The 17,729-nt window shown below is 67.0% G+C and carries 16 protein-coding genes and 1 tRNA gene; 16 read left to right on the top strand and 1 reads right to left on the bottom strand.

The window, feature by feature from the left end; genetic code table 11:
• Positions 1 to 57 precede the first annotated feature (57 nt).
• The 11 genes from uca (at position 58) to DMO17_RS06840 (ending at position 13,331) form a co-directional block, all read left to right on the top strand.
• A complete protein-coding gene (gene uca / locus DMO17_RS06885) occupies positions 58 to 3,732 on the top strand; it encodes an urea carboxylase (RefSeq protein ID WP_110681754.1) in 3,675 nt (1,224 codons plus the stop codon).
• Positions 3,733 to 3,812: 80 nt separating this feature from the next.
• A complete protein-coding gene (locus DMO17_RS06880) occupies positions 3,813 to 5,297 on the top strand; it encodes a sensor domain-containing diguanylate cyclase (protein WP_110681753.1) in 1,485 nt (494 codons plus the stop codon).
• Positions 5,294 to 5,497, top strand: coding sequence for a cysteine-rich CWC family protein (locus tag DMO17_RS06875; RefSeq protein WP_110681752.1), 204 nt, complete (start codon positions 5,294 to 5,296; stop codon positions 5,495 to 5,497). Before DMO17_RS06880 ends, DMO17_RS06875 begins: the two co-directional genes overlap by 4 nt.
• Before the next feature lie 2 nt (positions 5,498 to 5,499).
• Complete coding sequence (locus DMO17_RS06870) at positions 5,500 to 6,192, top strand: pseudouridine synthase (protein ID WP_110681751.1); 693 nt, start codon at positions 5,500 to 5,502, stop codon at positions 6,190 to 6,192.
• A 318-nt stretch (positions 6,193 to 6,510) separates the two neighbouring features.
• Complete coding sequence (locus DMO17_RS06865) at positions 6,511 to 7,389, top strand: alpha/beta fold hydrolase (protein WP_110681750.1); 879 nt, start codon at positions 6,511 to 6,513, stop codon at positions 7,387 to 7,389.
• A 53-nt stretch (positions 7,390 to 7,442) separates the two neighbouring features.
• Positions 7,443 to 7,516 (top strand) — tRNA-Gly (locus tag DMO17_RS06860).
• A 175-nt stretch (positions 7,517 to 7,691) separates the two neighbouring features.
• Positions 7,692 to 7,853 (top strand): hypothetical protein, encoded by a 162-nt coding sequence (locus DMO17_RS19700; protein WP_181418744.1) that lies wholly within the window; start codon positions 7,692 to 7,694, stop codon positions 7,851 to 7,853.
• A 124-nt stretch (positions 7,854 to 7,977) separates the two neighbouring features.
• Positions 7,978 to 9,615, top strand: coding sequence for a VRR-NUC domain-containing protein (locus DMO17_RS06855; protein ID WP_110681749.1), 1,638 nt, complete (start codon positions 7,978 to 7,980; stop codon positions 9,613 to 9,615).
• A complete protein-coding gene (locus tag DMO17_RS06850) occupies positions 9,612 to 11,903 on the top strand; it encodes an ATP-dependent DNA helicase (protein WP_110681748.1) in 2,292 nt (763 codons plus the stop codon). The genes DMO17_RS06855 and DMO17_RS06850 overlap by 4 nt, the downstream gene beginning before the upstream one ends.
• A gap of 112 nt (positions 11,904 to 12,015) precedes the next feature.
• A complete protein-coding gene (locus DMO17_RS06845) occupies positions 12,016 to 13,008 on the top strand; it encodes a TerC family protein (RefSeq protein WP_110681747.1) in 993 nt (330 codons plus the stop codon).
• Positions 13,009 to 13,025: 17 nt separating this feature from the next.
• Entirely contained in the window at positions 13,026 to 13,331 is a 306-nt protein-coding gene (locus DMO17_RS06840) for a hypothetical protein (protein ID WP_110681746.1), read from the top strand.
• A 52-nt stretch (positions 13,332 to 13,383) separates the two neighbouring features.
• On the opposite strand, the gene DMO17_RS06835 is transcribed toward DMO17_RS06840, so the two are convergent.
• Positions 13,384 to 13,665, bottom strand: coding sequence for a transcriptional repressor (locus DMO17_RS06835; RefSeq protein ID WP_110681745.1), 282 nt, complete (start codon positions 13,663 to 13,665; stop codon positions 13,384 to 13,386).
• A gap of 279 nt (positions 13,666 to 13,944) precedes the next feature.
• Here DMO17_RS06835 and DMO17_RS06830 point away from each other — a divergent pair, with 279 nt between their 5' ends.
• From DMO17_RS06830 to DMO17_RS06810, 5 genes are all read left to right on the top strand, one after another.
• Complete coding sequence (locus DMO17_RS06830; RefSeq protein WP_110681744.1) at positions 13,945 to 14,235, top strand: hypothetical protein; 291 nt, start codon at positions 13,945 to 13,947, stop codon at positions 14,233 to 14,235.
• 65 nt (positions 14,236 to 14,300) lie between these two features.
• Complete coding sequence (gene napE, locus DMO17_RS06825) at positions 14,301 to 14,468, top strand: periplasmic nitrate reductase, NapE protein (RefSeq protein WP_110681743.1); 168 nt, start codon at positions 14,301 to 14,303, stop codon at positions 14,466 to 14,468.
• Between the two features lie 11 nt (positions 14,469 to 14,479).
• Positions 14,480 to 14,740, top strand: a complete 261-nt coding sequence (locus tag DMO17_RS06820) for a chaperone NapD (protein WP_110681742.1) — start codon at positions 14,480 to 14,482, stop codon at positions 14,738 to 14,740.
• Positions 14,737 to 17,241 (top strand): nitrate reductase catalytic subunit NapA, encoded by a 2,505-nt coding sequence (gene napA / locus DMO17_RS06815; protein WP_110681741.1) that lies wholly within the window; start codon positions 14,737 to 14,739, stop codon positions 17,239 to 17,241. The genes DMO17_RS06820 and napA overlap by 4 nt, the downstream gene beginning before the upstream one ends.
• Before the next feature lie 11 nt (positions 17,242 to 17,252).
• Positions 17,253 to 17,729 carry a nitrate reductase cytochrome c-type subunit gene (locus DMO17_RS06810; RefSeq protein ID WP_110681740.1) on the top strand — a complete coding sequence of 159 codons (477 nt, stop codon included), beginning with the start codon at positions 17,253 to 17,255 and terminating at the stop codon, positions 17,727 to 17,729.

The raw sequence follows: 17,729 nt of genomic DNA, 5'->3' as shown, positions 1-17,729 counted from the left end.
ACCGTGGTGCAGACGAATAAGGCGGGACGGCCCGCCATCCCTTTCGAGGGTTCTGCAATGTTCGACAAACTCCTGATCGCCAACCGCGGCGCCATTGCCTGCCGCATCCTGCGTACCCTGCGCCAGCTCGACGTCAAAGGTGTCGCCGTCTACTCCGAGGCCGACGCCGCCAGCCTGCACCTGCAGCAGGCCGACGAGGCCCACAGCCTGGGCGATGGCCCGGCGACCCAGACCTATCTGGTGGTCGACAAGATTCTGGAGATCGCCAAGCGCAGCGGCGCCAAAGCCATCCACCCCGGCTACGGCTTCCTCTCCGAAAACGCCGCCTTCGCCGAGGCCTGCGAGGCCGCCGGCATCGCCTTTGTCGGCCCGACGCCGGAGCAGCTGCGCGTCTTCGGCCTCAAGCACACCGCCCGCGCCCTGGCCAAAGCCCACGGCGTGCCGATGCTGGAAGGCACCGAGCTGCTGGAGAATCTCGACGCTGCGCTGAAAGCCGGTGAAGCCGTCGGCTACCCGGTGATGCTGAAAAGCACGGCCGGCGGTGGCGGCATCGGCATGCGCGTGTGCCGCAGCGCGGAAGAACTCTCCGAGGCCTTCGAAGCGGTCAAGCGTCTGGGGCAGAACAACTTCAGCGACAGCGGCGTGTTCATCGAGAAATACATCCAGCGCGCCCGCCATCTGGAAGTGCAGGTATTCGGCGACGGCGCCGGCGAAGTGCTGGCCCTCGGCGTACGCGACTGCTCGGTGCAGCGCCGTAACCAGAAGGTGCTGGAAGAAACCCCGGCGCCCAACCTGCCGGCCGGGATGGCCGAGGAACTCTGCGCGGCGGCGATCAAGCTGGCCAAGGCGGTGAATTACCGCAGCGCCGGCACCGTCGAATTCGTCTACGACAGCGAGGCCGAACGCTTCTACTTCCTCGAAGTGAACACCCGCCTGCAGGTCGAACACGGTGTTACCGAACAGGTGTGGGGCGTCGACCTGGTGCGCTGGATGATCGAACTGGCGGCCGGCGACCTGCCGCCGCTGAGCGAACTGGCGAAAGGCCTGAAACCCTGCGGCCACGCCATCCAGGCGCGCCTGTACGCCGAAGACCCGGGCCGCGACTTCCAGCCGAGCCCCGGCCTGCTTACCGCCGTCGAGTTCCCGGCGGCTGATGGCAAGGCCCTGCGCATCGACACCTGGGTCGAGGCCGGCTGCGAGATTCCACCCTACTTCGACCCGATGATCGCCAAGGTCATCACCTGGGCACCGACCCGTGAGCAGGCCAGCGCCGCGCTGGACCAGGCCCTGGCCGATACCCTGCTGTACGGCGTGGAGACCAACCGCCAGTACCTGCGGCAGATCCTGGCCGACGCGCCGTTTGCCAGCGGCTCGCCCTGGACCCGCTGCCTGGAGGGCCTGGTCTATCAGGCGCATACCTTCGAGGTGCTCTCCGCCGGCACCCAGACCACCGTGCAGGATTTCCCCGGCCGCCTCGGCTACTGGGCGGTCGGCGTACCGCCGTCCGGCCCGATGGACGACCGCGCCCTGCGCCTGGGCAATCGCCTGCTGGGCAATGAGGAAGGCGCCGCCGGCCTGGAAATCACCATGAGCGGCCCGCTGCTGCGCTTCAACACCGATGCGGTGGTGGCGATCACCGGCGCAGATATCCCGGTGACGCTGGACGGCGTGGCGCAACCGCTGAACACCGCCCTGTTGATCAAGGCCGGCAGCACCCTGAGCCTCGGCACCATCGCCGGCAGCGGCGCACGTTCGTACCTCACCCTGCGCGGCGGCCTGCAGGTGCCCGAGTACCTCGGTTCGAAAAGCACTTTCACCCTCGGCCAGTTCGGCGGCCACGGCGGCCGCGCCCTGCGTGCCGGCGATGTGCTGCATATCCCCGCGCTGAGCGACACAGAAAACGGCGCGCAACTACCCGCCGCGCTGTGCACCGCCCTGCCCGCCGTGCGCGAGCTGCGGGTGATCTACGGCCCGCACGGTGCGCCGGAATACTTCACCGAGGGTTATATCGACACCTTCCTCGCCACCGACTGGGAAGTGCACTTCAACTCCAGCCGCACCGGCGTGCGCCTGATCGGCCCGAAGCCGGAGTGGGTACGCGACAGCGGTGGCGAGGCCGGCCTGCACCCGTCGAACATCCACGACAACCCCTATGCCATCGGCGCGGTGGACTTTACCGGCGATATGCCGGTGATCCTCGGCCCGGACGGCCCGAGCCTAGGCGGCTTCGTCTGCCCGGTGACCATCATCGAGGCCGACCTGTGGCAACTTGGGCAGCTCAAGGCTGGCGATAAGGTTCGGTTTATCCCGGTGGATGTCGCCACGGCTCGGGAGTTGGCCAAGGCGCAGAAACAGGTATACGCGAACCTCTCCCCTCTCCCATTTATGGGAGAGGGGCCGGGGGAAAGGGCAATTGGCAACGCAAAAAGCCCCTCTCCCCAACCCTCTCCCATGAATGGGAGAGGGGGCTGCTCTGCGCTGACCTCGCCCATCGTTCTCGACCTCGGCGAAGCCGACAAACGCCTGGTTGCCCGCCTCTCCGGCGACACCCACCTGCTGCTGGAGATCGGCCAGCCGGAACTGGACCTGGTCCTGCGTTTCCGCGGCCATGCGCTGATGCAGGCACTGGAAGCCAAGCACCTCGACGGCGTGATCGACCTCACCCCGGGCATCCGCTCGCTGCAGGTGCACTACCAGCCGGAAACCCTGCCCTTGGCCAACCTGCTGGCGGCGGTGAGCGGCGAGTGGGATGCGGTGTGCAACACCACCGACCTGCGCGTACCCTCGCGCATCGTCCATCTGCCGCTGTCCTGGGACGACCCGGCCTGCCAGTTGGCCATCGACAAGTACATGACCACGGTGCGCAAGGACGCGCCCTGGTGCCCGAGCAACCTGGAATTTATCCGCCGCATCAACGACCTGCCCAACCTGGACGAGGTCTACAAGACCGTGTTCGACGCCAGCTACCTGGTGATGGGCCTGGGCGACGTCTACCTCGGCGCCCCGGTGGCCACGCCGCTGGACCCGCGCCACCGCCTGGTCACCACCAAGTACAACCCGGCGCGCACCTGGACCGCGGAGAACTCGGTGGGCATCGGCGGCGCCTACATGTGCGTGTACGGTATGGAAGGCCCCGGCGGCTACCAGTTCGTCGGCCGCACCCTGCAGATGTGGAACCGCTACCGTGAGGTCGAGGCCTTCGACGGCAAGCCCTGGCTGCTGCGCTTCTTCGACCAGATCCGCTTCTACCCGGTGAGCGCGGAGGAACTGCTGCAGATCCGCCGCGACTTCCCCCTGGGCCGTTACCCACTGCGCATCGAGCACAGCGAGCTGGCCCTGGCCGACTACCAGCAGTTCCTCGTCGACGAGGCCGCAGGCATCGACGCCTTCCGCCGCCAGCAGCGAGCGGCATTCGACGCCGAGCGCCAGCGCTGGATCGACTCCGGTCAGGCGCATTTCGAGGTGGACGAGGCGGTGGCCGAGCTGGGCGAGGATGCCCCGCTCGGCGCCGGCCAGCACGGCATCGACAGCCATATCGCCGGCAACCTCTGGCAGGTGCAGGTAGAGGCTGGAACCGAAGTGAAGGCCGGCGACGTGCTGGTGATCCTCGAGTCGATGAAGATGGAGATTCCACTGGTCGCACCGGTTGGCGGCGTGGTGCGCGAGGTGCGGGTGCAGCCGGGCTCGCCGGTGCGCGCCGGGCAGCGGGTGGTGGTGCTGGAGGAGGTATAAGCACGGCAGGCAGCGGGGTGGCGGTGACGCCGCCCACCGCCACGCGCTAGCATTGCGCCATCTCATCGAGAGCCCGCCCCATGCCGCTCAGCACGTCCCGCAAGGCCCAGATCACCCTGCTGTCGCTTCTGTCGATCCTGTTGCTGGGCGGCTTCCTCGCCACCAGCCTGGTCAGCTACTTCGCCTCGCGCGACAGCATCCGCCACAACATCGTCAACACCGAGCTGCCACTGACTTCCGACAACATCTACTCGGAGATCCAGAAGGACCTGATCCGCCCCACCCAGATCGCCTCGATGATGTCGCGCGACACCTTCCTGCGCGACTGGGCCCTGGCCGGGGAGCAGAACGCCGAGCCGATGACCCGCTACCTGCGCGAGATCCAGGACCACTACGGCACCTTCACCAGCTTCTTCATCTCGGAAAAGACCCGCACTTACTACCAGGCCAAGGGCGTGCTCAAGCAGGTCCGCGAGGACGAGCCGCGCGACGCCTGGTACTTCCGCGTGCGCGGCATGGCCGAGCCCTACGAGATCAGCGTCGACCCGGACATGGCCAACGCCGACCGCCTGACCTTCTTCATCAACTTCAAGGTGTTCGACTACCAGGAGCGCTTCATCGGCGTGGCCGGCGTCGGCCTGACGGTGGACGCAGTGGTCAAGCTGGTGGACGACTACCAGCGTCGCTACGACCGCAGCATCTTTTTCACCGATCGCCAGGGCAACCTGGTGCTCACCGGCGCCGAGGGTGGGCCCATGGGCGCCCGCCGTGGCCAGTCGCTCGAACAGATTCCCGGCCTGGAACCGTTGCGCGCCAAGCTGCCGCAGCCCAGGAGCGGCAATTTCAGCTACCAGGAACACGGCCGCGGGCACTTCCTCAACGTGCGCTACATCCCCGAACTGGACTGGTACCTGTTCGTCGACAAGCACGAGGAAGGCGCTCTCGCCGGCATCCGCCACACGCTCTACCTCAACCTGCTGATCTGTGCACTGATCAGTGCCCTGGTGCTGTTCCTGGTCTACCTGGCCACCCGCCGCTACCAGCAGCGCATCGCAGCCCTGGCCACCACCGACATGCTCACCGGCCTACCCAACCGCCGCGGTTTCGACCTGCTGGCCGGCCAGGCGCTGCAGGAGGCGCAACGCGAGCTCAGCCCACTGAGCGCACTGCTAATCGACCTGGACCACTTCAAGCAGCTCAACGACACCCACGGCCACCTGGCCGGCGACCAGGTGCTGCGCGGCTTCGCCCATAGCCTGCAGGGCAACCTGCGGCAGTCGGACATCATCTGTCGCTGGGGTGGCGAGGAATTCATCCTGCTGCTCAAGGGCACCGGCAGCAGCACGGCGCGCCAGCTGGCGGAGAAGATTCGCCAGCAGACCGAAGAGCAGCTGTTCCAGTTCAACGGCGTCAACCTGCGCATCACCACCAGCATCGGCCTCACCGAGCTACAGGGCGAGGACAGCCTGGACCGCCTGATCGCCCGCGCCGACCGCGCCCTGTACCGGGCCAAGCAGTCCGGGCGCAACCGCGTGTGCGAAGACGCGGGCGGCCTGCAGCAGTGAACGCCGAGCGCTGTCCGCGCTGCGGCCAGCCCAATCGCTGCGCCCAGGCGGGCGAGGAGCAGGCGGTGCAGGACTGCTGGTGCTTCCATGTGCCGATCGCGCCGGGCGCGCTGGAGCAGCTGCCCGCCGCGGCAGGCGCTCGGGCCTGCCTGTGTCCCAACTGCCTGCGCGCCCTGGCCGGCGAGCTCGGGCCCGAGTAGCGATGCGCCTCGACCGCTTCCTCAGCAACCTGCCACGCTTCAGCCGCGCCGACACGCGCCTGCTGCTCGCCGCCGGCCGCCTGCGGGTGGACGGCGCCACGGTGCGCGACGGCCGCTTCGAGGTGCGCGAGTTCAGCCGCATCGAGTTGGACGACGAGCTGCTGCAGGCCGGCAAGCCGGCGCGCTACTTCATGCTCAACAAGCCAGCCGGGGTGGTCAGCGCCACCGAACACCCCGAGCACCGCACCGTGCTCGACCTGCTCGACGAGCCGGACAAGCACGAGCTGCACATCGGCGGGCGCCTGGACCTGAGTACCACCGGCCTACTGATCATCACCAACGACGGCCTCTGGTCGCGCCGCCTCACCGAGCCGCGCAGCCGCCTGGGCAAGGTCTACCGGGTCAGCACCGAACAACCGATCAGCGCCGAGTACGCCGAGGTGTTCGCCCGCGGCCTGTACTTCGCCTACGAGAACCTCACCACCCTGCCCGCCGAACTGCAGATCCTCGACCCGCACACCGCCCTGCTGACCCTGCACGAGGGCCGCTACCACCAGGTCAAGCGCATGTTCGGCCACTTCCAGAACAAGGTGATCGGCCTGCACCGCGAGCGCATGGGCCCGCTGCGGCTCGATCCGACCCTGGCGCCAGGCCACTACCGCCCGCTCACGACCGCCGAGATAGACGCCGTCTGAGCAGGGCTCGCCCGACCAATGGCAGGGACAAATTCACCGGCATGTCTTGCATCGGTAACACCGGGCTGCTTGAATCCCCTCAACGGTCCGTTAGTGACCGAATAGTCATAGAGAACATCTAAAAGCGCTTCCTCCGTAACGCCACACGGGCCTGCCCCTCGAAGCCCGCACGGAAAACGCCCCGCCACCAACAACAAGCGTCGGCCCGCAGTCAGAGCCGACAGGCCCCGTTTCCCAGGCGCATGCCTACCTGCCGAAGCTCGCCCAGCCGCATTGCGCGCTGTGCGTCCGCACTCTTGCACGTCAGGGGCATGCACGATGAAACCAGAAACCGCTGTGCTGGATATCCAGGGGCAATACCGGGTTTACACGGAGTTCTACCGCGCCGACGGCGCCGAGCAGACCATCATCCTGGTCAACGGCTCGCTGTCGACCACCGCATCCTTCGCGCAGACGGTCCGCTACCTCCACCCCCACTTCAACCTGGTGCTGTTCGACCTGCCCTACGCCGGGCAGTCGCGCGCACACAACCGCCACGAGCGCTTCCTCAGCCGCGAGGAAGAGGCCGATATCCTGCTGGAACTGGTCGAGCGCTTCGCCTGCGACCTGGTGCTGTCCTTCTCCTGGGGCGGCATCGCCACCCTCCAGGCCCTGGCACGGCGGCCACGGCGGATCAAGCGCGCGGTCATCAACTCCTTCTCGCCGGTGGTCAACAGCGCCATGCTCGGCTACCTGCGCGCGGGCCTGGCGGTGATGCGCGACTGCGACCGCGAGAGCATCGGCATGGTGCTCAACGGCACCATCGGCAAGCACCTGCCCTCGCTGTTCAAGCGCTACAACCACCGCCATGTCACCGGCCTGGAACGCTACGAATACGAGCAGATGAGCTTCCACGTGGAAACCGTGCTGAACAACGGCGGGCGCTCCTGCGTCAGCTTCGCCGGGCAGATCGAGATTCCGCTGCTGTTCGTCAACGGCGAATGGGACGAATACACCACCGCGCAGGACGCCCGCCTGTTCACCCAATACGTACGCCACTGCGAGTTCCGCACCATCGCCCAGGCCGGCCACTTCCTCGACATGGAACACAAGGGCGCCTGGCTGCAGACCCGCGACGCCCTGCTGGCCTTCCTGCTGGCGCCAGCGCCGGCACAGCAGCGGGAGCTGGAGAAAGAACCCCATGCCCTGGCCGGCTGAACGCCTGCCGCTTCACCTGCGCGGGCGATTCTGGTACAAAGTCACCCGCCCGAGCGGGCGTCGTATAATGGCATTACCTGAGCTTCCCAAGCTCATGACGAGGGTTCGATTCCCTTCGCCCGCTCCAGACTTCTCCACAAAGGCCCCGCACTCGCGGGGCCTTTGCATTTCGGCCCAGCCTGAATTGGCCAATGGCCACCATCAAAATGTGACAGAAATCACCATTCATCGTCAGAGCATATGTCGAAAGCATCACAAGCCTTGTTAGGCTTGCGTCACAAATCACCCTAGGAGCTTGTCCGATGAAGGAACAACGGAAGTTTCTCGCCTTGCGCGCCCACATCGAAACCCTGCTGCAGAACGGCGCCGAAGTCGTCAGCAGGCATCCATTCACCCTGCGTATCAACGGCCGCCAGTTCTGGGTCCAGCACGGCATGCTGATCGGTCATTCGGCCGCCGCCTGAACCCCACCGTCGAGGCCCGCCACTGGCGGGCCTCTTCGCTTCTGCAGGCCGTCGCCCCGGACTTGCCCCCGCCTCACGGATGGCGCACTCTTTAACTGTATAAAAAACCAGTTAAAAGTCATCCATGCCCGCTCCACTCGATTCCAGCCTCTACTACCTCGACAACTTCCGCACGCTGCTGGCCTGGATCGAGCAGCGCTATGCCGACCTGCTGGATGCCGAGGAGCGCACCTTTCTGCAGGGGTTCGCCGCGCTGGCGCAACCGTCCCAGGCCCTGCTGGTGCGCCTGGTGATGCGCAAGGGGCCGCACTTCCGCGCCAGCAAGCTGAACTACGCGGAAATCGGCGATATCGCCGCCGCAGCCGAGCCGCTGCTGCAGCTGGGCTGGCTGATCGAGGATGCCGAACTGACCCTGGCCGAGGTCTTCGCCCTGCTGCGCAAGGACGAGCTGCTCGCCAGCTTCGGCGAACTCGCCGGGCGCCGCGGGCTGAAGAAGGACGAGCAGCTGCAGGCCCTGCTGCCGCTCTACCCACAGGCGCAACCCTTCGCCCGCTGGTGCCCGCAGCTGGATCGGCTCTACAGCCTGACCGCAGGCCCCCTGTGCGACCGCCTGCGCCTGCTGTTCTTCGGCAACCTGGCGCAGGACTGGTCCGAGTTCGTCCTCGCCGAGCTGGGCATCTACCGCTACGAGAGCGTCGCCATAGATGCCGAGGCACGGGGTTTCCGGCAGCGCCGCGATATCGAGCAGTACCTGCACCTGCATAGCTGCCGCGAGCTGTTCGAGGCGGGCCAGCCCATCCCCGCAGTGCTTGCCCTGCTCGGCGAGTTCGCCAGCGACAACCCGCACCTGCAGAGGCGCCACGCCCGGCTGCTGTTCCACCTCGGCCAGCAGCTGGAGCGTGACGGCGAGCTGGCACAGGCCGCCACCCTGTACGCCGGCAGCACGCACGGCGAGGCTCGGCAACGCCAGGTCCGCGTGCTGGAGAAACTCGGCCAGTTCCGGCAGGCCCACGACCTGGCCAGTGCGGCCCTGCTGGCCCCGCGCAACGCCGCCGAGGTGCAGGCGCTGGAACGCGCCCTGCCGCGCCTGCAGCGCCAGCTCGGCCTGCCGAAGACTCCCCCCAGGCCGGCGGTCGCCGCCGGCCTGCTCGAACTGGAGCTGCCGCAACCCGATGGACTGAGCGTGGAATGGGCGGTGCAGCAGCACCTGCATGAGGAGCAGGCGCCGGCCTTCTATGTGGAGAACACCCTGGTCTGCGGCCTGTTCGGCCTGCTGTGCTGGGAGGCGATCTTCGCCCCGCTGCCCGGCGCCTTCTTCCACCCCTTCCAGGCCGGACCGGCGGACCTGTTCGACGCCGATTTCCGCCAGCGCCGCGCCGCGCTGTTCGAGCGCTGCCTGGCCCGGCTCGACGACGGCAGCCATGCCGCGGCGATCCGCGCCACCTACGCGGCCAAGCAGGGCATCGTCTCGCCCTTCGTACACTGGGAAGTGCTGACGCCCGCTTTGCTGGACACCGCCCTGCACTGCCTGCCGGCGGAGCACCTGCGCGCCTGGTTCGAGCGCCTGCTCGGCGACATCCGCGCCAACCGCGCCGGCATGCCGGACCTGATCCAGTTCTGGCCGGCCGAGCGGCGCTACCGGATGATCGAGGTCAAGGGCCCCGGCGACCGCCTGCAGGACAACCAGAAGCGCTGGCTGGACTTCTGCGCCCGCCACGGCATGCCGGTGGACGTCTGCTACGTGCGCTGGAGCGGCGCATGAGCTACGCCGTCGGCGTGCGCGCGCTGTGCGAGTTCACCGCCAAGGCCGGCGACCTCGACCTGCGCTTCACCCCGGCGCCGAGCGCGGCCGAGGGCATGGCCGGCCATGCCACCGTGGTCGGCCGGCGCGGCGCCGGCTATATCGCCGAGCTGGCCCTGGCCGGCGCGCATGCGGGCCTGCTGATCAGCGGCCGCGCCGACGGCTACGACCCGGCGCAGAACCTGCTGGAGGAGATCAAGACCCACCGCGGCGACGTGGCGCGCATCCCGGACAACCACCGCGCGCTGCACTGGGCCCAGGCCAAGGTCTATGGCTGGCTGCTGTGCGCCGAGCGCGGGCTGGAGGAGATCGAGCTGGCGCTGGTGTACTTCAACGTCGTGTCGCAGAAGGAAACGGTGCTGCGCGAGCGCTACGCCGCCAGCACACTGCGGGCTTTCTTCGAGGCGCAGTGCGCGCGTTTCATCGCCTTCGCCGAACGGGAAAGCGCCCATCGGGTCGCCCGCGACCTGGCCCTGGAGTGCCTGCGCTTCCCCTACCCGAGCTTCCGCCAGGGCCAGCGCCAACTGGCCGAGGCGGTGTATCGCGCCGCCCGCGACGGCGAGCACCTGCTGGCCCAGGCCACTACCGGCATCGGCAAGACCCTGGCCACCCTGTTCCCGCAGCTCAAGGCCTTCCCGGCGCAGGGCCTGGACCGCCTGTTCTTCCTCACCGCCAAGACCCCGGGCCGGCGCCTGGCGCTGGACGCCCTGGCCCGCCTGCGCGAACAGGAAGACGACATGCCGCTGCGGGTGCTGGAGCTGGTGGCCCGCGACAAGGCCTGCGAACACCCGGACAAGGCCTGCCACGGCGAGTCCTGCCCGCTGGCCAGGGGCTTCTACGACCGCCTGCCGGCCGCCCGCGGCGAGGCCCTGCAGCGCCGCTGGCTGGACCAGCAGGCAGTGCGCGAGATCGCCCTGGCGCACCAGCTCTGCCCCTACTACCTGGCCCAGGAACTGTGCCGCTGGAGCGACGTGGTGGTCGGCGACTACAACTACTACTTCGACATCAGCGCCCTCTTGCATGGGCTGACCGTGCTCAATGGCTGGAAGGTCACCCTGCTGGTGGACGAGGCGCACAACCTGATCGACCGTGCGCGCGGCATGTACAGCGCCGAGCTGGACCAAGCCGAGTTCAACGCCCTGCGCAAGGTCGCCCCGCCCGGGCTCAAGGGCGTGCTGGAGCGGGTCAGCCGGCACTGGAACCAGCTGCAGCGCGACCATGAAGTCGACTACCAGATCCACCCCAGCCTGCCGGACCTGCTCATCCTCGCCCTGCAGAAGGCGGTCAGCGCCATCACCGACCACCTCACCGACCAGCCCGAGGGCAACCAGGCCGCGCTGCTGCGCTTCTACCTCGACGCCCTGCTGTTCTGCCGCCTGGCCGAGGCCTTCGGTGCGCACTCGCTGTTCGACATCAGCCTGCACCCGGGCCGTGGCCAGCAGCGCCTGTCGACCCTGTGCCTGCGCAACCTGGTGCCGGCGCCCTTCCTCGCCGAGCGCTTCGCCAATGCCCACAGCTGCACCCTGTTCTCCGCCACCCTGAGTCCCGGCCACTACCATGCCGACCTGCTCGGCCTGCCACACGAGGTGCAGTGGCTGGAGGTGCAGTCGCCTTTCCACGCCGAACAGCTGCGGGTCCGCGCCCTGACCGACCTGTCCACCCGCTACCAGCACCGCGAGGCCAGCCTGGCGCCGATCACCCACCTGATGGCGCGACAGTTCCGCGAACAGCCGGGCAACTACCTGGCCTTCTTCAGCAGCTATGCCTACCTGGAGCAGGCCCTGGAGCACCTGCGCGGGAAATACCCGGACATCCCGCTGTGGGCGCAGTCGCGCAGCATGAACGAGGCCGAGCGCCTGGCCTTCCTCGAGCGCTTCGGCGAACACTCCCGCGGCATCGGCTTCGCCGTGCTCGGCGGCGCCTTCGGCGAGGGCATCGACCTGCCTGGCAAGAGGTTGATCGGCGCCTTCATCGCCACCCTCGGCCTGCCGCAGGTCAACCCGGTCAACGAGGAACTCAAGGCGCGCCTGCAGCAGATGTTCGGCAACGGCCACGACTACGCCTACCTGTTCCCCGGCCTGCAGAAGGTGGTGCAGGCCGCCGGGCGGGTGATCCGCACCACTTCGGATCAGGGCGTGGTCTACCTGCTGGATGACCGCTTCAACCGCCGCGAGGTACGCCGGCTGCTGCCCACCTGGTGGCGGGTCGAAGCCTGCCGCTTAAACACTTTGCAAAAATCCGAGGCTTGAGGTGGCGGCCAATTGCCTTATCCTGCGCAGCGTGACGCCGGGCCCCTCTGACGGTTAGCAGCCGCCATGTCGGAGTCATAGTTGGTACAACTACGACTGAAAGGAGGGGCTCATGACTGCCCTAGAAACATTCCTCTTCGCCGACTTCCTCGGCACCGCCACCTGGCTGTGGCTCTCGTTCCTCGCTGTAGTGATCGCCCTGCTGGCCTTCGACCTGGGGGTTCTGCACCGCGATGAACGCGAGATCGGCGTCAAGGAAAGCCTGCTGCTTTCCGCCGGCTATATCTCGATGGGTCTGCTGTTCGCCGTCTGGGTGTTCTTCCAGAAAGGCGGCGACGCCAGCATGGATTACCTCACCGGCTTCCTGATCGAGAAATCGTTGTCCATGGACAACGTCTTCGTCATCGCCCTGATCTTCAGCTTCCTGGCCATCCCCCGGCGCTATCAGCACCGCGTGCTGTTCTGGGGCATCCTCGGCGTGATCGTGCTGCGCGCCATCATGATCGGCCTGGGTGCCGCGCTGATCAGCGAGTTCGACTGGATCCTCTACCTGTTCGGCGCCTTCCTGCTGCTGACCGGGGTGAAGATGCTGTTCTCCAAGGTCGACGACGAGCCGGACCTGTCGAAGAACCGCTTCGTCAACTGGCTGCGCAACCACCTGCCGGTGACCGACCGCCTGCACGAACAGCGCTTCTTCGTGCGCCAGCCGAATGCCAGCGGCAAGCTCAAACTGTGGGTGACGCCGCTGTTCCTGGCGCTGATCCTGATCGAGCTGGCCGACCTGGTGTTCGCCGTGGACAGCGTGCCGGCGATCTTCGCCATCACCCAGGACCCGTTCATCGTCTACACCTCGAACATCTTCGCCATCCTCGGCCTGCGCGCCCTGTACTTCGCCCTGGCCGCGATGATCCACCGCTTCGCCTACCTGAAGTACGCCCTGGCCCTGGTGCTGGTGTTCATCGGCGGCAAGATCTTCCTGCACGACATCGTCGGCAAGATTCCGGCCGAGATATCGCTGAGCGTGACCGTGGGCCTGCTGGCCGGTGGCGTGCTGCTGTCGCTGTGGAAGACCCGCAACCAGCCCGCCCACAAGCTCGAATCCTGATTGCAGAGGAGACCATCATGACCATCGTCAAACCCCTGCTGCTCGGCCTGGGCCTGTTCGCCCTGGCCGGCTGCGACAGCGCCGAACAGGCCGCCGAGAACCTGGCCAAGAAGGTCGAGGAAGCGGCCGTGGAACAGGCTCGCGAGAGCCTGGGCGAGACCATCAAGGAACTCGACAAGCAGGTCGACCAGCTCAACGAGAAGGTCGACCAGGCCCAGGAGAGCACCCGCCAGTGGCTGGACCAGGCGCAACCGAAGCCTGAGCAGGAGCAACCGCAACAGGATGCCGAGCAGCAGCCGGAGCAGGCACTGATCGAAAGCTGAGGAACGACGCCACGAGACCGGCCCTGCGCATGCTCGCCAGGGCCGCTTCTGTTCAAATCGCTCTTCGCTCCGGCGACACGCTTGTCCGCAGCCAATAGCCTCCCTGCTCATCACGCTGCACCAGGCCACAACTGCACAGCCGACCGAGTACCTGGCGCACGGTGAGGATGGAAATCTGCTCCTCGGCCAGGCGGAGGCGCTCATGCAGCTCCCGCGAGCGCAGGCTGCTCGCGCTGTCGTGCAGCACTTCCATTATTTTCAGGCGCACCAGGCTGCCCTTGAGCCCGGCGTCCTGCAGCATGACCTTCAACGCCTGGCGCTGAACGCGCTTCATCTCACCACTCCCTGAGCCCTGCAACACGCGTTTCCATCCCTTGCAACCACGTCATCTAGTAAGACGAACGAGCGGCCCAAAGCTGTAGGAAAACTGCAATCTTTTTGTCTCGCGCCAAGTGCATGCTTTGTGCTATTTCTCGATTCATCCGGCTGCACTGCCCATGCAGGGTGCAAGCAGCGACTCCACATCAAGAGCTGCGTCACCGCCGGAACCATTGCTACAAGGGGTTGGCGATCACTGGATCGTCGCAAACAGACAAGCCCGCTGGGGATAGATATGAACAGGCTTGTGCTGCTGACTGTTGTGCTGGCGCTCTGCGCCGGCTGTTCCGCAACTGCCAAGACTTACGAAAAGAAGGGCCGCAAGGGCCTCAACATCAACTGCTCGGGGCTGACGTCCAGCTGGGAACAGTGCGAGAAGAAGGCCACCCTCGCCTGTGGCGCCAAGGGCTACAAGGTGCTGGCCAAGGCCGGCAGCGACAGCGGCGAGGACGACCCCGCTGACTTCCTCTTCGGCCTCAACCCGGCCGGCTTCTCCAGTCGCAGCATGGTGGTGCTGTGCCGCTGAGGCGTTTTGCCCATACGAAAATCAGGGTCTAAGCTGCTGGCATCCGCTCCATGGAGATGTGCGGCATGCCCAGCCCTTCCACCACCCCGGCGTCCAAGGCCAAGGAAACCCGGCTGTTCCTGTTCCTGGTGGTCTGCCTGTTCCCTCTCCTCTCGGTCGCCATAGTCGGCGGCTACGGCTTCCTCATCTGGATCCTGCAGATCTTCACCGGCCCGCCGGGACCACCCGGTTGAGGGCGCGGATCATGGATGACGCCCTGCATATCGCCAGCCTGCTGGTGCACGCGCGCCCCGAGTTGCTCACCGCGGTAAAGGCCAACCTGCGCTTGTTGCCCGGCCTGGAACTGCACCAGGAAAGCCCCCAGGGCAAGCTGGTGGTGGTGCTCGAGGCCGAGCACGAACAGCAGATTCTCCAGCGCCTGGAACAGATCGGCGGCCTGCCCGGCGTGCTCAACGCCGCGCTGGTCTACCACGAACTCCTCAGCCCGGAAGGAGACTGCCCATGACCCTCACCCGTCGCGAGTTCGCCAAGGCCCAGGCCGCGGCCATCGCCGCCCTGGCCGGGGGGGTGCCGCTCGCCAGCAGTGCCAGCAACCTGATCACTGATGCGGACCTCACCGCGCTGGACTGGAACAAGGCGCCCTGCCGCTTCTGCGGCACCGGCTGCAGCGTCATGGTGGCGACCAAGAACGGTCGCGTGGTGGCCACCCACGGCGACATCAAGGCCGAGGTCAACCGCGGCCTGAACTGCGTCAAGGGCTACTTCCTGTCGAAGATCATGTACGGCGTCGACCGCCTGACCCAGCCGCTGCTGCGCATGCGCAACGGCCAGTACGACAAGCAGGGCGAGTTCCAGCCGGTGAGCTGGGAGCAGGCCTTCGAGATCATGGCGCTGAAGGTCAAGGAGGCGCTACGCGCCAACGGCCCCGAGGCGGTCGGCATGTTCGGCTCCGGGCAGTGGACCGTGTGGGAGGGCTATGCGGCGAACAAGCTGATGAAGGCCGGCCTGCGCTCCAACAACATCGACCCCAACGCCCGCCACTGCATGGCCTCGGCGGTGATGGGCTTCATGCGCACCTTCGGCATGGACGAGCCGATGGGCTGCTACGACGACATCGAGGCGACCGACACCTTCGTGCTCTGGGGCTCGAACATGGCCGAGATGCACCCGATCCTGTGGAGCCGGGTCACCGACCGCCGCCTCAGCCAGCCGCAGGTCAAGGTCGCGGTGCTGTCCACCTTCGAGCACCGCAGCTTCGACCTGGCCGACATCCCGCTGGTGTTCAAGCCGCAGACCGACCTGATCATCCTCAACTACATCGCCAACCACATCATCCAGAGCGGTGCGGTGAACCAGGACTTCGTCGCCCGGCACACGCGCTTCGCCAAGGGTACCGATGACATCGGCTACGGCCTGCGCCCCACCGACCCGCTGGAGCAGAAGGCGAAGAACGCCGCCAGTGCCAACACCTGGACGGACATTTCCTTCGAGCAGTTCGCCGCCTTCGTCAAACCCTACAGCCTGGAGCGCGCCGCCGCGGAATCCGGGGTGCCGGCCGAACGCCTCAAGGCTCTGGCCGAGCTGTACGCCGACCCCAAGCGCAAGGTCATGTCGTTCTGGACCATGGGCTTCAACCAGCACACCCGCGGCGTTTGGGCCAACAACCTGATCTACAACATTCACCTGCTGACCGGGAAGATCAGCGAGCCGGGCAACAGCCCCTTCTCGCTCACCGGCCAGCCCTCGGCCTGCGGCACCGCGCGCGAGGTGGGCACCTTCTCCCACCGCCTGCCGGCGGACCTGCTGGTGGCCAACCCCAAGCACCGCGCCACCGCCGAGAAGATCTGGCAGCTGCCCGCCGGCACCATCCAGGAGAAGCCCGGCTTCCACGCCGTGGAGCAGAGCCGCAAGCTCAAGGACGGCGTGCTGCGCTTCTACTGGACCCAGGCCAGCAACAACATGCAGGCCGGGCCCAACATCATGCAGGAGGTACTGCCGGGCTGGCGCAACCCGGAATGCTTCGTGGTGGTGTCCGACGTCTACCCCACCGTCTCGGCCCAGGCCGCCGACCTGATCCTGCCCAGCGCCATGTGGGTGGAGAAGGAAGGTGCCTACGGCAATGCCGAACGCCGCACCCAGTTCTGGCACCAGCTGGTCCAGGCGCCGGGCGAGGCCAGATCCGACCTCTGGCAGCTGGTGGAGTTTTCCAAGCGCTTCAGCACCGACGAGGTGTGGCCGGCCGAGCTGCTGGCCAAGGCCCCGCAGTACAAGGGCAAGACCCTGTACCAGGTGCTGTTCGCCAACGGCCAGGTCGACCGCTTCCCCGCCAGCGAGCTGGCCGCCGGCTATGCCAACGACGAAGCCAAGGCCTTCGGCTTCTACCTGCAGAAGGGCCTGTTCGAGGAATACGCCCAGTTCGGCCGCGGCCATGGCCACGACCTGGCGCCCTTCGACACCTACCATGCCGAGCGCGGCCTGCGCTGGCCGGTGGTCGACGGCCAGGAGACCCGCTGGCGCTACCGCGAAGGCCTCGATCCCTACGTGGAGAAAGGCAGCGGCGTGCAGTTCTACGGCCACCCGGACAACAAGGCGATCATCTTCGCCCTGCCCTACGAGCCGCCGGCCGAGGCGCCGGACAAGGACTTCCCGTTCTGGCTCAGCACCGGCCGGGTCCTCGAGCACTGGCACACCGGCAGCATGACCCAGCGCGTCGACGAGCTGTACCGCGCGGTGCCCGACGCCCTGGTGTACATGCACCCGGACGACGCCCGCGACCTCAAGGCGCGGCGCGGCAGCGAGGTCAAGGTGATCAGCCGGCGCGGCGAGATGCGTGCGCGCATCGAGACCCGCGGGCGCAACAAGCCGCCACGCGGCCTGGTGTTCGTGCCCTTCTTCGACGCCAACAAGCTGATCAACAAGGTCACCCTGGACGCCACCGACCCGATCTCCAAGCAGACCGACTACAAGAAGTGCGCGGTGCGCATCGAACTGGTCAGCCTGGCCTGAGGAGCCCGATCATGAGAAGCCTGCCCCTGTTGCTGGTGTTCCTGGCGAGCCTCGCCCAGGCCGCCGACTACCCGCTGGATGCTCCCGCCCCGGACGGCCGCCGCCCCGGCGGCACGATCAGCCAGGAACTGCCCGCGCCGCCCCTGGCCAACGACGAGAACAAGGACCTCAAGCGCGAACGCAACTACCCCGAGCAGCCGCCGACCATTCCCCACGCCATCCGTGGCTACCAGGTGGACGCCAACGGCAACAAGTGCCTGACCTGCCACAGCCGGGCGGGCAGCGCGAGGACCCAGGCGCCGATGATCAGCATCACCCACTACATGGACCGCGATGGCCAGGCCCTGGCCGCAGTGGCACCACGGCGCTACTTCTGCGTCCAGTGCCATGTGCCGCAGAAGGAGGTGCAACCGTTGGTGAAGAACGGTTTCCGCACCATCGACCAGGTGCTGCAGGAAGAAGTGCAGCAGGCCGGCCAACAGCCCTGA

Origin of the sequence: Aquipseudomonas alcaligenes (assembly GCF_003205495.1) — a bacterium.
GTDB lineage: Bacteria > Pseudomonadota > Gammaproteobacteria > Pseudomonadales > Pseudomonadaceae > Aquipseudomonas > Aquipseudomonas alcaligenes_B.
Note: the sequence above shows the minus strand (reverse complement) of the source record. Positions and strands in the feature narration are given on the sequence as shown.